This window comes from Blastomonas sp. AAP53, from assembly GCF_000331245.1.
Lineage (GTDB): Bacteria > Pseudomonadota > Alphaproteobacteria > Sphingomonadales > Sphingomonadaceae > Blastomonas.
The window spans coordinates 34,566-48,767 of record NZ_ANFZ01000014.1 but is presented as its reverse complement, the minus strand read 5'-3'; the positions used below and the strand labels follow the sequence as shown (position 1 = coordinate 48,767).

Below are 14,202 nucleotides of genomic sequence, written 5' to 3'. Positions count from 1 at the left end.
GGCCGCCCTGTCCGGGGCCGAAACGCAGGCTTGATCGGCGTTCGGCTTCGGACAACGATAGCCCAGACAGGCAGGAGAGGTTGGTGCGCGATTTCACACAAGGCGGTATGCGCTATGTCATCGCCGGCGGCGGCACCGCCGGCTGGATGGCTGCTGCCGCGCTGTCTCGCTTTGCGCCCCCGGGCACGCAGATTGTGCTGGTGGAAAGCGAGGCCATCGGCACCGTCGGTGTTGGCGAGGCGACGATACCGCAGATCCATCTGTTCAATGGCGCCCTGGGACTGGATGAGGCAGAGTTCCTGAAGGAGACCTCAGGCTCATTCAAGTTGGGCATCGAATTTGCCGGATGGCGGGCTGAAGGCCACAGCTATATGCATGCCTTTGGCAACATCGGCCGGCAGATGGGTTTGCTGCCATTCCAGCATCACTGGCTGCGCGCTGCGAGGCTGGGCTTGGCCAAGCCGCTCCAGCGCTATTCGCTGAACGAACTGGCCGCCCGCACGATGCGGATGCAGCGCGGCCGCCGTACCGCTCAGTCACCAGAAATGCCTTATGCCTATCATTTCGATGCCGGAATGTACGCCGCCTATCTGCGCCGCCATGCCGAGGCGCGCGGTGTGGTACGGCATGAAGGCCTGATCGACGCGGTCGAGCGCGACGGCCAGACCGGCGATATTGCCGCGCTGCGGCTCGATGGCGAACGAAGGATTGCAGGCGATTTTTTCATCGACTGCACGGGGTTTCGCGGCCTGCTGATAGAAGGCGCGCTGGACACCGGCTTTGATGACTGGACGCATTACCTGCCGTGTGACCGGGCGCTGGCGGTACCCTGCGCCAGCGGCGGAGACTTTACGCCCTATACCCGCTCGACAGCGCGCGTGGCGGGCTGGCAATGGCGTATTCCGCTGCAACACCGCATCGGCAATGGCCATGTCTATTCAAGCGCGTTTCTCTCCGACGATGAGGCCGCATCGGTGCTGCTTGCCAATCTGGATGGCAAGCCGCTGGCTGATCCGCGTCCGCTTCGCTTCACCACCGGCATGCGGCGCCAGCACTGGAATCGCAACTGCCTGGCCATTGGCCTTGCCGCAGGCTTCATGGAGCCGCTCGAATCGACCAGCATCCATCTGGTGCAAAGCGCGATCAGTCGTTTTCTGGCGATGCTGCCTGCGGGGAAGGCCGATCCTGCGATGGTCGATCATTTCAATGCGCAGGCGCGCTTTGAATGGACGCGCATCCGGGATTTCATCGTGCTGCATTATTGGGCGAACCAGCGCGTCGGCCAGCCCTTCTGGGATGGCATGCGTGCGATGGGTCTGCCTGAAACGCTGCGCGCCAAGCTGGCGCAATGGCAGGCGACCGGATTCATCCACCGCGAGCACGAAGAGCTGTTCACGGAGGTTGGCTGGTTCCAGGTGCTGGCCGGACAAGGGGTGGAGACGCAGGGCTATAACCCCATTGCCGATCTGCTGCCGGAAGACGTGCTGCGCGATCTACTCGCCAGGCACGAGGCAGAGCTGGTTGAAGAGGTGCGCCAGATGCCGCGTCATATCGAGGTGATCGAGCAGATGGTGCGCGGGGTCGCGGCATGACGCGGATGGTCATCAGCCTGTGCGCGGCGATGCTGTGCTCGGCCTCAGCGCTGGCGCAACCCGCAGCCGATCATCGCGCGCGTGCTGCTGCAGACGAGGTGATCTATTTCGTGCTGCCCGACCGATTTGAAAATGCCGACAAGGGCAATGACAAGGGCGGCTTGAAGGGTGACAGGCTGAAGACTGGCTTTGATCCATCGGACAAGGGCTTCTACCACGGCGGTGACCTGAAGGGGCTGAAGTCGCGGCTGCCCTATCTGCAAGGCCTTGGCATCACTGCACTCTGGGTCGCGCCGATTTTCCAGAACAAACCGGTGCAGGGGCCAGCGGGACAGGAAAGCGCGGGCTATCATGGCTATTGGGTAACCGATTTCACTCGCCCCGATGCGCATCTGGGGACAGAGGCGGATTTCGCGGAACTTGTATCTGCAGCGCATGCGCTGGGGATGAAGGTCTATATCGACATCATCACCAATCACACCGCCGATGTCATCCGCTATCGCGAGGGTGATGCGACCGGCTATGCCTATCGTTCGCGCGCTGAGTATCCTTATTCGCGCAAGGGCGGCCTTTCGGGATCACCCATCAATCCGGGCTTTGCCGGGGATCAGGACAGCAGCGCGGCGAATTTTGCGCAGCTCACCGATCCGGCGTCGGCCTATACGCCCTATGTCCCTGAGGCCGAGCGCAACGTGAAGGTGCCCGGGTGGCTCAACGATCCGCTTTTCTATCACAATCGAGGCGATTCCACCTTCACCGGGGAGGATTCGCGGTTCGGCGATTTTTCGGGTCTGGATGACCTGTTCACAGAGCATCCGCGCGTGCGCGAAGGGATGATCGAGATCTACAAGGGCTGGATCGACCGGTATGAAATCGACGGCTATCGCATCGATACCGCGCGCCATGTCGACCCAGGCTTCTGGCAGAGCTTCGTTCCTGCCATCCAGAGCACTGCAAAGGCCAGGGGTCTGCCCAATTTCACGATGTTCGGTGAGGTGTTCAAGGCAAGTCCTGACAACGGATACATCGCGCAATATACCCGGCGCGATGGGCTTCCTTCAGTGCTCGACTTCGCGTTTCAGGCCGCGGTGCGCGAAGTGCTGGGCAAGGGCAGGGGCACGGTGGTGCTGGCCGAGATGTTCGATGGCGACGTGCTGTACGAAGGCGGCGAGGATGCTGCCCGGTCGTTGCCGACCTTCCTTGGCAATCATGACATGGGCCGCTTTTCCACGCTGGTGAAGGAGGACCGCCCCGGCATTGCACCAGACGAGTTGCTGTCGCGGGTGATGCTGGGCCATGCCATGCTGATGACCCTGCGCGGCGCGCCGGTCATCTATTATGGCGACGAGCAGGGTTTCGTCGGCGATGGCAATGATCAGGCCGCACGCGAAGACATGTTCCCTTCGCGCGTTGCCTCGTACAACGACAATGTGCTGATCGGAACCACCGCCACCACCGCGGACAGCAACTTCGATCAGGGCCATCCCCTGTACCGGACGATTTCAGCCCTGGCCGCCTTGCGCCGCGCACACCCCGCTCTGATGCGTGGTCGGCAGCTCGTGCGCGATTACGCGCAGACGCCGGGGCTGTTTTCGGTCTCGCGCTTCGACCCCGAAACCGGCGCGGAATATTTCATCGCCTTCAACACCGCCGATCATCCGATCGAGGTCAACAGCACCATCGGGGCCAGCGCACGCACGCTCGAGGCCCTGTTCGGCCCCTGTCCCACGACACCCGGCGCGCCAGGCTCTGTGCGCGTTGCGCTTCCTGCCTTTGGCTGGATGGTCTGCCGTACAAAAGAAAGTCTCCAGCCATGAGCATTTTGGCCTCACTCGATCCGGTCAGCGAGACCGCGCTGCAGCCATGGTGGCGCGGCGCGGTGATCTACCAGATTTATCCGCGCAGCTTCATGGACGCCAATGGCGATGGCATCGGTGATCTTGCCGGCATCACCGCCCGGCTCGATCATGTTGCAAGGCTGGGCGTCGATGCGATCTGGATTTCGCCGTTCTTCACCTCGCCGATGAAGGACTTTGGCTATGACGTCGCTGACTATTGCAATGTTGATCCGATTTTCGGCACGCTGGCGGATTTTGACGCGCTGGTCGCACGTGCGCACGCGCTGGGCCTGCGCGTGCTGATCGATCAGGTCTATTCGCACACTTCCGATGAGCATGGCTGGTTCGTCGAAAGCCGGTCTTCGCGCGACAATCCCAAGGCGGATTGGTATGTCTGGGCCGATGCCAGGCCAGATGGCACGCCGCCGACCAATTGGCAGTCGGTGTTTGGCGGCCCCGCCTGGCGCTGGGATGCGCGGCGCGGGCAATATTATCTGCACAATTTCCTTGCCAGCCAGCCGCAGCTCAATGGCCATAACCGGGATGTTCAGGATGCGCTGCTGGACGTTGCGCGCTTCTGGCTGGATCGCGGCGTCGATGGCTTCCGTATCGATGCGCTGAATTTCGCGATGCACGATCCGCTGCTGCGCGACAATCCGCCCGCCCCGGCGACGGACCGCCCGCGTACGCGCCCGTTCGATTTTCAGCTCAAGCGCTACAACCAGTCGCACCCCGACATCGAGAAGTTCATCGAACGCATCCGCGCGCTGACCGACAACTATGACGGCATCTTTACCGTGGCCGAAGTCGGCGGCGATGAGGCGGACGCTCAGATGAAAGCCTATACGCACAGCGAAACGCATCTCAATTCGGCCTATGGCTTCGACTTTCTCTATGCCGAAAAGCTGACACCGGGGCTGGTCAAGGCAGCGCTCTCGGCCTGGCCCGCGACCCCGGGCACCGGCTGGCCAAGCTGGGCGTTCGAGAACCATGATGCTCCGCGCGCGCTCTCGCGCTGGGTGTCGCCTGAGCACCGCGATGCCTTTGCCCGGCTCAAGGCATTGCTGCTGGTTTGCCTGCGTGGCAATGCGATCATCTATCAGGGGGAGGAGCTGGGGCTCGATCAGGTCGATATCCCCTTCGACCAGTTGCAGGACCCCGAAGCCATTGCCAACTGGCCGCTCACCCTGTCGCGCGATGGCGCGCGCACGCCGATGCCCTGGGCCTCGCATGCGCCCGATGCCGGCTTCGGATCGCCGCAGCCATGGCTGCCGGTCGGGCTGGAAAACCTTGCCCACGCGGTGGACCGGCAGGAGGGCGATGCGCAGTCGCTGCTCGCCTTTACGCAGCGGTTCATTGCGCTGCGCAAGTCCCATCCGGCGCTCGCCATCGGCAGCGTCGCGCAATGCCGGGCAGAGGGCAGCTTTCTGATGATCGAACGGTCCGCGCCCGGACAGACCTTGCGCTGCCTGTTCAACCTTGGCGCTTCCCCTGTCGCCGTGCCCGATGACCTGCGGCAGGGCGACCTGATCATCGCGATCAATGCGGCAGAGGCCGACCTGCTGCCGCCTTACTCTGCAAGGGTGACGAGACTATGAGGCTGTCCGCCAAGATCCTCGCGTTGGCGCTGTGCCTGCTTCCTGCGCTGGCTCAGGCCCAGCCGGTGCTGTCGCCCGATGGCCGCATCGCGGTCGACTTTGGCGTCGATGGCGAAGGCGTCCCCTTCTACACCGTGAAGCGCGATGGCAAGCCGCTGATCGCGCAGTCGCAGCTGGGGTTCAACTTCACCGATGCCCCGCCCATGCGGCGCGGATTTGTGCTGGAGAGTGAAACGCGCGCCAGCCATGATGGCCAGTGGGAACAGCCCTGGGGAGAGCGGCGCTTCATCCGCGATACCCATAATGAGCTTGCGGTGACCTTCGTTCAGGCTCAGCCGACGGCCCGGCGCCTGACTGTGCGGGTGCGGGTGTTCGATGGCGGCATCGGCTTTCGCTATGAGTTTCCCGAGCAGGCAAGCCTGCCGGTGGCCAACATCGCCGAAGAGCTGACCGAGTTCGCACTCGCCCGCGATGGCGAGGCCTGGTGGATTCAGGCGGGTGATTCCAACCGCTTTGAATATCTCTATCAGCGCACGGCGGTCAGCGCCGTGTCGGCGGCGCACACGCCGATCACCATGCGGCTCGCCGATGGTACCCATCTGAGCTTCCATGAAGCCGCGCTGGTCGATTATTCGGGCATGTGGCTGCGGCGGATCGAGGGGCTTCGTTTCCGCTCCGAACTCTCGCCATCGTCGCAAGGGGCCAAGGTAACCCGCCAGGGTGCATTCACTACGCCTTGGCGCACCATCCTGATGGCCGATGGCCCGGCGGGGCTGTTCCGCAACGATCTGCAGCTGAACCTTAACGCGCCCAATGTGCTGGGCGATGTCAGCTGGTTCAAGCCGCAGAAATACATCGGCGTCTGGTGGGAAATGCACCTGGAAAAGACGAGCTGGGGCAGCGGCCCAAAGCATGGCGCCACCACCGCAAACACCCTGCGCCATATCGATTTTGCTGCTGAGCATGGCTTTGCAGGCGTGCTGGTGGAAGGCTGGAACAAGGGCTGGGACGGCAACTGGTTCGCCAATGGCAAGGACTTCAGCTTCACCCAGAGCTATCCCGATTTCGACATCGGGGCGGTCACCGACCATGCCCGGCGCAAGGGCGTTCGCCTGATCGGCCATCATGAGACGGCGGGCAACATCGCCAACTATGAGCCGCAGCTGGATGCGGCGATGGCGCTCTACGCAAAGCTGGGGGTTAATCTGGTCAAGACCGGCTATGTTGCGGATGCTGGTGGCATTACTGCGCCCGCTCCCGTTGGCGAAGGTACGGTGATGGAATGGCATGACGGCCAGCGCATGGCGCAGCACCATCTCAACGTCGTGCAGGTGGCAGCAAAACATCACATTGCGGTCAATGCGCACGAGCCGATCAAGGACACCGGATTGCGCCGCACCTACCCCAATTGGGTCGCTCGCGAGGCGGCGCGAGGCGTCGAATACGATGCCTGGGGCGAACCGAGGAACCCTCCCGACCATGTCCCCGAAATGGTGTTCACGCGGCTGCTGGCTGGACCGATGGATTTCACGCCAGGCGTATTTTCGCTGGAGGGCCGCGGCGGAACGCCGATCCCGTCAACGCTGGCGCGGCAACTGGCCTATTACATCGTCGTCTATTCGCCCATCCAGATGGTGGCCGACCTGCCCGAGAATCTGGTGAAATATCCTCAGGAGCTCAGCTTCACAGCAAGAGTGCCCGCCGACTGGGCCGAAAGCCTGCTGCTCGATGGTGCGGTCGGCGAATATGCGGTGATTGCGCGCAAGGACCGCAATTCGCAAAGCTGGTATGTCGGCGGGGTAACCGATGCAGAACCTCGTACAGCCATGTTCGCACTCGACTTCCTCGAGCCGGGCCAGACCTATGTCGCCACCATCCACCGAGACGGTGAGGGAGCCGATGGCCTTGGCGCGCAAGCTGCCAAGCATCGGATCGTGCACGAAACGCGGCACGTCAAAAAGGGAGACAGCTTGTCGCTGCTGATGGCCCGGGCGGGCGGCTTTGCGGTCTCGATCGAACCGGTTGCGCAGTAATGGGCCATGATCCCATCCCGCCGCATGTCGTCGTGCTGGGCGGCGGCAGTGCGGGCTGGATAACCGCCTGCCTGCTGCATCAGGAATGGGGCGCGCGCGGTGGCCGGGTTACCGTGGTCGAAAGCCCCGAGATCGGCATTATCGGGGTGGGCGAAGGATCGACGCCGCAGCTCAAGGCGCTGTTCGACCATCTGGACATTGCAGAGGACACATGGATGTCCGCCTGCGATGCCACGTTCAAGCTGGGAATCCGCTTTACCGGGTGGAGCGAGCGGCCGGGCTTCGAGAGCTATTTCCACCCTTTTCCCGGGCCAACCGATCTGCACAGCGAGCCGGGCTTCCTGCTGAATGCGATGCTGGCTCGGCGCGGCTTTGCGGTGCCTGCTCATCCTGACCCGTGGTTTCTCGCCACGCGGCTCGCCGATAAGGGCAGGGGGCCGCATGCTGCACCCAATTTTCCGTTCGGCCCAAGCTATGGCTATCATTTCGATGCCTTCAAGCTGGGCGCTTTTCTGCGCGACTGGGCGGTGCCACGCGGCGTTACGCACCTACCGCGCAAGGTAATGGATGTAGAGCTGAGCCCCAGTGGCGATATCGCCGCGCTGCTGTGCGAGGATAACGAGCGCGTTGCAGGCGATGTGTTCGTCGATTGCTCGGGCTTTCGTGCCCTGTTGATCCGGCAGAAACTGGGCGTGCCGTTCCGGTCGTTCAGCGACAATCTGTTCAACGATCGTGCCGTGGTGATGCCGACGCCGCATGATGGTCCTGTCAAGCCGCAGACCGACAGCATCGCGATGCGCGCCGGATGGCGCTGGTCTATCCCGCTGACGACGCGCATCGGCAATGGTTATGTCTATGCATCGAAATACCTCAGTGATGGCGAGGCGGAGGCCGAGCTGCGCGCCGCGATCGGCATGACCGACAGCGAACAGCCTGCGCGCTTCCTGCAGATGAACGTCGGTCGCGTGGAAGACAGTTGGAGCCGCAACTGCCTTGCCGCCGGCCTGGCGCAGGGCTTTATCGAGCCACTGGAGGCGACTGCGCTCCACATCGTGATTTCGACAGCGATGGAGTTCGCCCGTGCCTTCGAGGCGGGTGGTTTTACCGCGCAGTTTCGCGATGCCTTCAACCAGCAGACCGCCACGCGCTATGAAGGCATCCGCGACTATATTGTTGCGCACTATCGCGTCAACCAGCGCACCGACACCCCATACTGGCGTGACAATTCCACCAATCAGACGCTGTCGGATGGCCTCAAGGCGATGATGACAGCCTGGTTCACGCATCAGGACATGGCGTCGGCGAATGCGGCGGCTTATGGCGATCCGCATTATTCGGAGATGAGCTGGCATTGCCTGTTTGCGGGCTATGGCACTTTTCCGCCCCCCGCAAAGGTCCAGCCGCTGCCTTTGGGCGCCAAGGCGGGAAATATGGACGCAGTCACGGCATTGCTCGAAGCCTGCTCGAACAATTTTACGGTGTACGACCCACGAGGCGGCAGTCTGTAACTCAACCGTGCGTTGAAACCGAAGTTTCAGATTTGCTTCAGTTTCGATTTTCCGCGTAAACGGCACCTAAGCGCACTGCTGGAAGCGGCAGTCACAATTTTGGGCTAGAACACACATGAGATCAGATGGTTAGCAGAAAATTGGGGGTTGAACTCAATCAGGTCGTTGAATTCATTTTTCCGAAAGCGAATGATTGGGTCCCGTAAGCCCACCTGTTCACAAGGCAGATCTGAGGTTCCGCGCGGAAGGGGCTTGGCCGAGACAGTCAATGGCCTGTCATAACCCCGAGACAAGCCTTCGGCGAGGCTCACGGCATCGTAGGAATGGCCAAGGGAACGCCAAGGTTTGCCGGGAATTCTCACTTCAATGCATCTTCGCTTGCCGGGCCACTGACATACACGGTGCTGCCAACCGGACTGGATTGGTTGAACGCCAACCGGCCGACAGACAGCTTCCAATCTACAACCGTGAAATCGATAAAAACGGTTCCGCCTGATCCGCAGCAATTTCCGTCGTCAGCACGCCAGACGGGCGAGCTTGCAAACATTTCACGAAAGTCGAAGCGGACCCCCTGACGGATTTCAAAGCCATCGGGCAGCAGCGAATTTACCTGACCGAACCATGCATCGAGATCAACCCGGTGCCACTGCTGCTTCGTCCGCACCAGAAGGATATCGGCATTGCCAAATCCGGTGCCGCCCATCCGTCCTGGAACATGGAATACGACGCCCTGGTCCTTGTTCTCGATCAAGTCAGGTGGCGTGAAATACCCCTCGGTCTGCGCTGACAGCACCAGACGATAGCCATTGCCGGTGGCGTTTTCGGCCATGATGATCATTTCGACAACCGGGCCATCGCTGGGCATGAGCTCCAGATGCTGCCAGACCACAGGGCCGCCGCGCTCCATGCTGGCAAAGGTTCCGCTTGCCACCACCCAGCACCGGGCATCTGTCAGGTAAAGGCAGCGCCGGGGCAGGGTGATCAGAAAGTCATCTGCAAGCGAGATCGCGGCATCGACATCCTCTTGCTTGCAGCCGCTTTCATAGCCGCCGTCCGGGCAAACGGCGATTTTTTGAACCTCATCTTCGGCGCGAACGTCCGTTGCCGATGCGAACCCGGCCAGAGCAAGCGTGCAAAAGAGCACAGTCAAAAATGGTGTCTTCATCGACGGTGCCCTTTTCCTGCATATCGAAAACTCGCGAGGCTATTGAAACCTTCGGATCCACATCATCAGCACCGAGATGCAAAATCCCCTGGCGTGGAGGCGCTTCACGATCGGGATGCCGCCGCTATCTCCCTGCATCCGGACAAGGATGATGACAAAAAAGCGCTGCATGCCTGCGCGTTATAATCCAGCGCTTCCCGTGACCTATAAGCGCGCGATTTGCGCCTTGATGTGGCAAGCATGTGAAACATGCTCAGCCTCCATATTTTTTGGTGTAATAATCGCGCGATAGACATTTGTTTACCATGCCGCCGCCTTCGCGGAACAACCCGCACACCATGGGTTCTTTGTCTCGCGGCTGATAATAATTGTTCATGGCACGGTTGATGAGCTCTGCTTCATAAGCAGCCTTTTGCCGGTCATTTTCCCTGGCATCGGCAATCATGCGTTTGCTTCTGGCCTCTGCTGCATCCAGATACGCCCGCTGCTTGTTAAGCCACCATACCTCGGCCTCCTTGCTGCCCGCCCAATATGCTTTGTCCATATATTTGTTGTATGCCGTCGCATCATTGTCCTGCACCGCTAATTTGGCACGCAGTAAGGCGGCTTCTGGATAGCCCGATTGTTCCAGATAATAATAGCCGGTTGAACGATTGGCCTTCACCCCGGCATCGCCGGTGAGATACAATATACCCAGGCGGTAATTCGCCTCGTCCCGTTTCTCAGCTGCCATCCGGTTGAGTGCGTCCAGCGCCATTTTGGTCTTGCCATTTCGCAAAGCCAATTCGGCGACCAGCATCTGCTCCTGATAGGGCAGGCTTGCATCAATTTCGTTCGCGGAGCTGCCCGCGACTGACGTCGCGTTGTTGCAATGCTGCTTCTGGCCGAGTGTGCAGGCTTTGGCGGCGAAGGCGCGTGCTGATTGCAAATCAGGAGTGACCCGCTGTTTTGGAATGTCGTTGCTATACAGCTCCACCAGGCGCGAGCAGCTATAGGCATCGCTCTTGTCACAGGCGCTGCGATATGACTGAATGGCCAGCATGTTTGTTTGATAGGCCGCCCCGTCGTTGACGGTATTTTTCAGATAAAATACATCGCCATTGGCTTTGCAGGCTGCAGCATTACCCTGTTCGCACAACGCCTTTAACGGGCGGTATACATCACTGTGGTGATTGCTCCCACCATACCAGAAACTAAGTGTTTTTTGTTTTGCATTCGAATCGAGGTAGATCTGATTGGCTTGGATGCAACGATCAGGCGCACTCATCGTGCAAATCTTGTTTGTCATAGCGACGCCCTTGTCCAGATTTTCTGGAACGTTAGACGATATTAAAGCCTTGCCGCCAATCAGGCAGGCATCCGCCAGTTTATACTGTTCGCAGCCAATCGTGGCGAGCCGCACGCCCTCCGTGAAGTTTTTGGGCGTTGAATTGTCGGACAGCAAGGCTTGCGCTGCAGCGATACAGGCATTTCCGTCTTTTTTACAGTTGTTTGCCAGCTGCTTCACACTTGGCGGTTTAGCCTCTTTGGCCACAAGCGGAGCGGGGATAATGGCTGCGGCGAGCAGGCCTGCCATCATGTAGATTTTCATTTTTCACTCTCCCTCTCGGCATGTGATCAGGCTGGATGGCTCGCTTGGACAGACTGTGCCATGTTTCCAGTGAAGACTATCTTGTTCGATTAAAAGCTACCGGCAGGTACCCAGATTTCGAGGCAGGCTGAATTGCTTGTCAGGATCGTTGTTGATCCACCATGCATATTCCTCGTCGGCTGCCTCTTGAGCTTCCGCCATCATGGCGACGATTTCGCCCTGGTCGTATTTTTCCGCGCGAGCACTCGTCTTGCTTTTCTTTAGCCAGTACCCGGCTTTGCGTGCTGCATTCTGCGAGGATAAATCAGGCAACAACGCGCGGGTAAACTCGGGCACGTTGCTGCTATCGACTACGAATTGCCATCGCTGCCACATCGCATGGCAAGATGCCATTTCACTCGCAATGATTGCGCTGAGTCCGCTTCCTTCGTAGGTTTGGTATGCAGCATTCGTCTTTTCCGCCATGCTGCGCTCTCCCGGTGTTTGGGCAACTCCGCTGGCTGCGGTAATCAAGGCGGCGCAGATCATGACACGCGAAAGCTTTTGCATTTATCGCCCCGAATTTGAACGCCGACAAATCGACCCCACCGGCAGGATTTTAGGCGTTTTTGGTGAGGGCTTCCAATGACAAAGGCTGATAGGAATCTCTGATCACAGCCCGAATAGAATGGTGGCTGTGACCTCGACTGCGGAGAATTGATCCCCTGGGCGGGCGTGGTGTCGCCGCTTTACTTGCGGTCATGGCTGGTGCCCCCGATCTTGCGCAGTCGAGCAGCGTCCAAGTTGAAGGCCAGCCGATGCCAGAGGGTGTGACCTTTTCCGAAACGCCTCCGCGTCCGCGCCGCGGGGACAGCGTCGGTATCGCGGTCGTCGGGCTCGGCGACCTTGCGCTGAAACAGATGATGCCGCGGTTCGATCAGGCAGAGCGCGGCCATGTTGCCGCGCTCGTATCTGGCAACCGCGATAAGCTGTGCCGTGTCGGCGAGGTCTATGGGGTTCCATCCGGTTCGCGCTATGCCCACGACACGGTCGACCGGATCGCTCGGAATGATGCGGTCGATGCCGGTTGCATCGTGCTGCCGAGTGGCCTGCACGCCGAATGGACCGAGCGCGTCTTCGCTGCCCGCAACCCGATATTCAGGTCAGACGCTCAAGGTGGAAAGCGGCAAGGGAGGGCAGCCGCGCAATCTGACACCCGGCGATCCGAACCGGCAATTCGCAGGCGAGCTTGACCATTTCGCGAACGCCATCCGGAATGACAGCAAGATCATCGGGCCCGGCGAGATGGGCTTGCGCGATGTGCGGCCGATCACCGCGATCAACCTTTCCGCCCGCGAACGGCGCACTGTGCGCCTGAACCCGGATGGAACGCTGCGCGGCTGATCCGGCTGGCCGGGCTGTGCACTGCATTGTCGGCAGCGGCTATTTGCGAAGGTGTTCCGTACCCGGAACCGGCTGAATCCGTTTTCGGCGTCACGCCCGGACGGCATCGGTGCGCTTGCACTGAGCGGCCAAGTGGTCCGGATCACCGATTCAATCGACCCGGTGATCGTCACATTCATCTGGCTCAGTGTCGGACGAAGCGCGTCCGGGCGGCTCGAATGCGGTAATGATGGGGCACGGCTTGGAGGATGTGCTTTCACACGCGCTCGCCAGACGCGCCAGTGCTTGGCGAGCGCGCTGCAGCGCGGCCAGCTGGCGGTCCAGCGCCGCAATGCGCGTGTTGGCTAGAGCCAGAGCCCGTTTCCGGTCCCTGGTTGCATCAAGCTCGAGAAGTTCTCGGATTTCCTCGAGCGTGAACCCGGCCGCCTGGGCGGATCGGATAAAGCGAAGACGGCTGAGCTCTTCGCTCCCGTAGCGCCGAACTCCGCCTGCTCGTTCGGGCTCTGCCAAAAGGCCGCGTCGCTGGTAATAGCGTACAGTCTCGACGCCTACGCCGCCCGCCTGTGCCAGCTTTCCGATGGTCATCGCATTCAAGGCTTGACTCCGTACCATGCTACGGAACCTATATGGGCTGGGTGACGTTATCTGCAACGAAGGAACACCCATGACTCAAGCGGCATTATCAGGCGCTGGTCGCCACGTAGCGGGCGCGAAGACAGCCGTCATCCATCGCATGGTCATGCCCAAACACATCTGCCCCCATGGGCTCAAGGCGCTCGATCTGCTCAAGCGCAAGGGCTACATCGTTGAAGACCGCTGGCTGACCACCCGCGAGGAAACTGACGCTTTCAAGGCGCAACATGGCGTCCAGACGACCCCGCAGATTTTCATCGACGGCGCGCGCATCGGTGGGCACGACGACCTTCGCCGTTATCTGGGCCTTGCTGTCGTCGATCCCAAGGCGACCACCTATCAACCGGTGATGGCGCTGTTTGCCATGACCGCACTGATGGCACTTGCGGCAAGTTTCGCGGTCTATGGCTCGCCGTTCACCACTCGGGCAGGCGAGTGGTTCATTGCCTTCAGCATGTGTGTGCTGGCGATGCTGAAGCTCCAGAATGTCGACAAGTTCGCGACGATGTTTCTGAATTATGATCTGCTTGCGCAACGCTGGGTTCCCTATGCCCGCATCTACCCGTTTGCAGAAGGTCTGGCGGGGGTGCTGATGGTCGCAGGCGCGCTCCATTGGCTATCCATCCCGCTTGCACTGTTCATTGGCAGCATCGGCGCGGTGTCGGTGGTCCAGGCGGTCTATGTCGACAAGCGCGAAATCAAATGCGCGTGTGTCGGCGGAGACAGCAACGTTCCGCTCGGCTTTGTGTCTCTGACTGAAAATGTGATGATGGTCGCGATGGCCCTGTGGATGCTGCTCAAAGTGGGCGTGATGGGGAATGCGATGTAATCTGCCGGGCTGTCCAATAACGCTGGCCAGGG

General features: G+C 60.5%; 13 protein-coding genes. 9 read left to right on the top strand and 4 right to left on the bottom strand.

The window, feature by feature from the left end:
- Window positions 1–107 precede the first annotated feature (107 nt).
- Genes D618_RS0112965 through D618_RS0112945 form a run of 5 tightly spaced genes read left to right on the top strand, consistent with a single transcriptional unit; the run spans window position 108 to window position 8,569 of the window.
- On the top strand, window positions 108–1,592 hold the full coding sequence (locus D618_RS0112965) for a tryptophan halogenase family protein (RefSeq protein WP_017671957.1): 1,485 nt from the start codon (window positions 108–110) through the stop codon (window positions 1,590–1,592).
- Window positions 1,589–3,409 (top strand): alpha-amylase family glycosyl hydrolase, encoded by a 1,821-nt coding sequence (locus tag D618_RS0112960; RefSeq protein ID WP_017671956.1) that lies wholly within the window; start codon window positions 1,589–1,591, stop codon window positions 3,407–3,409. Before D618_RS0112965 ends, D618_RS0112960 begins: the two co-directional genes overlap by 4 nt.
- Window positions 3,406–5,028 (top strand): alpha-amylase family glycosyl hydrolase, encoded by a 1,623-nt coding sequence (locus tag D618_RS0112955; RefSeq protein ID WP_017671955.1) that lies wholly within the window; start codon window positions 3,406–3,408, stop codon window positions 5,026–5,028. The genes D618_RS0112960 and D618_RS0112955 overlap by 4 nt, the downstream gene beginning before the upstream one ends.
- Window positions 5,025–7,061, top strand: a complete 2,037-nt coding sequence (locus D618_RS0112950; protein WP_017671954.1) for a glycoside hydrolase family 97 protein — start codon at window positions 5,025–5,027, stop codon at window positions 7,059–7,061. Before D618_RS0112955 ends, D618_RS0112950 begins: the two co-directional genes overlap by 4 nt.
- On the top strand, window positions 7,061–8,569 hold the full coding sequence (locus tag D618_RS0112945) for a tryptophan halogenase family protein (RefSeq protein ID WP_017671953.1): 1,509 nt from the start codon (window positions 7,061–7,063) through the stop codon (window positions 8,567–8,569). The genes D618_RS0112950 and D618_RS0112945 overlap by 1 nt, the downstream gene beginning before the upstream one ends.
- 358 nt (window positions 8,570–8,927) lie before the next feature.
- On the opposite strand, the gene D618_RS18355 is transcribed toward D618_RS0112945, so the two are convergent.
- The 3 genes from D618_RS18355 to D618_RS0112925 form a co-directional block, all read right to left on the bottom strand.
- Window positions 8,928–9,734, bottom strand: coding sequence for a hypothetical protein (locus D618_RS18355; protein WP_017671952.1), 807 nt, complete (start codon window positions 9,732–9,734; stop codon window positions 8,928–8,930).
- Window positions 9,735–9,987: 253 nt separating this feature from the next.
- Window positions 9,988–11,325, bottom strand: a complete 1,338-nt coding sequence (locus D618_RS0112930) for a hypothetical protein (RefSeq protein WP_152414717.1) — start codon at window positions 11,323–11,325, stop codon at window positions 9,988–9,990.
- A gap of 96 nt (window positions 11,326–11,421) precedes the next feature.
- Window positions 11,422–11,790: a hypothetical protein gene (locus tag D618_RS0112925; protein ID WP_017671949.1), complete on the bottom strand. Its 369-nt coding sequence runs from the start codon at window positions 11,788–11,790 to the stop codon at window positions 11,422–11,424.
- Here D618_RS0112925 and D618_RS19900 point away from each other — a divergent pair.
- The 3 genes from D618_RS19900 (at window position 11,789) to D618_RS20055 (ending at window position 12,708) form a co-directional block, all read left to right on the top strand.
- Window positions 11,789–11,953 carry a hypothetical protein gene (locus D618_RS19900; RefSeq protein WP_193746718.1) on the top strand — a complete coding sequence of 55 codons (165 nt, stop codon included), beginning with the start codon at window positions 11,789–11,791 and terminating at the stop codon, window positions 11,951–11,953. The genes D618_RS0112925 and D618_RS19900 overlap by 2 nt on opposite strands.
- Window positions 11,954–12,065: 112 nt before the next feature.
- Window positions 12,066–12,557: a Gfo/Idh/MocA family oxidoreductase gene (locus D618_RS20060; RefSeq protein ID WP_081590513.1), complete on the top strand. Its 492-nt coding sequence runs from the start codon at window positions 12,066–12,068 to the stop codon at window positions 12,555–12,557.
- Window positions 12,481–12,708 (top strand): hypothetical protein, encoded by a 228-nt coding sequence (locus D618_RS20055; protein WP_017671947.1) that lies wholly within the window; start codon window positions 12,481–12,483, stop codon window positions 12,706–12,708. The genes D618_RS20060 and D618_RS20055 overlap by 77 nt, the downstream gene beginning before the upstream one ends.
- Before the next feature lie 150 nt (window positions 12,709–12,858).
- On the opposite strand, the gene D618_RS18350 is transcribed toward D618_RS20055, so the two are convergent.
- Window positions 12,859–13,293: a MerR family transcriptional regulator gene (locus D618_RS18350; protein WP_017671946.1), complete on the bottom strand. Its 435-nt coding sequence runs from the start codon at window positions 13,291–13,293 to the stop codon at window positions 12,859–12,861.
- Between the two features lie 154 nt (window positions 13,294–13,447).
- Here D618_RS18350 and D618_RS0112905 point away from each other — a divergent pair, with 154 nt between their 5' ends.
- Window positions 13,448–14,170: a glutaredoxin gene (locus D618_RS0112905; protein ID WP_275450223.1), complete on the top strand. Its 723-nt coding sequence runs from the start codon at window positions 13,448–13,450 to the stop codon at window positions 14,168–14,170.
- Window positions 14,171–14,202: the final 32 nt, after the last annotated feature.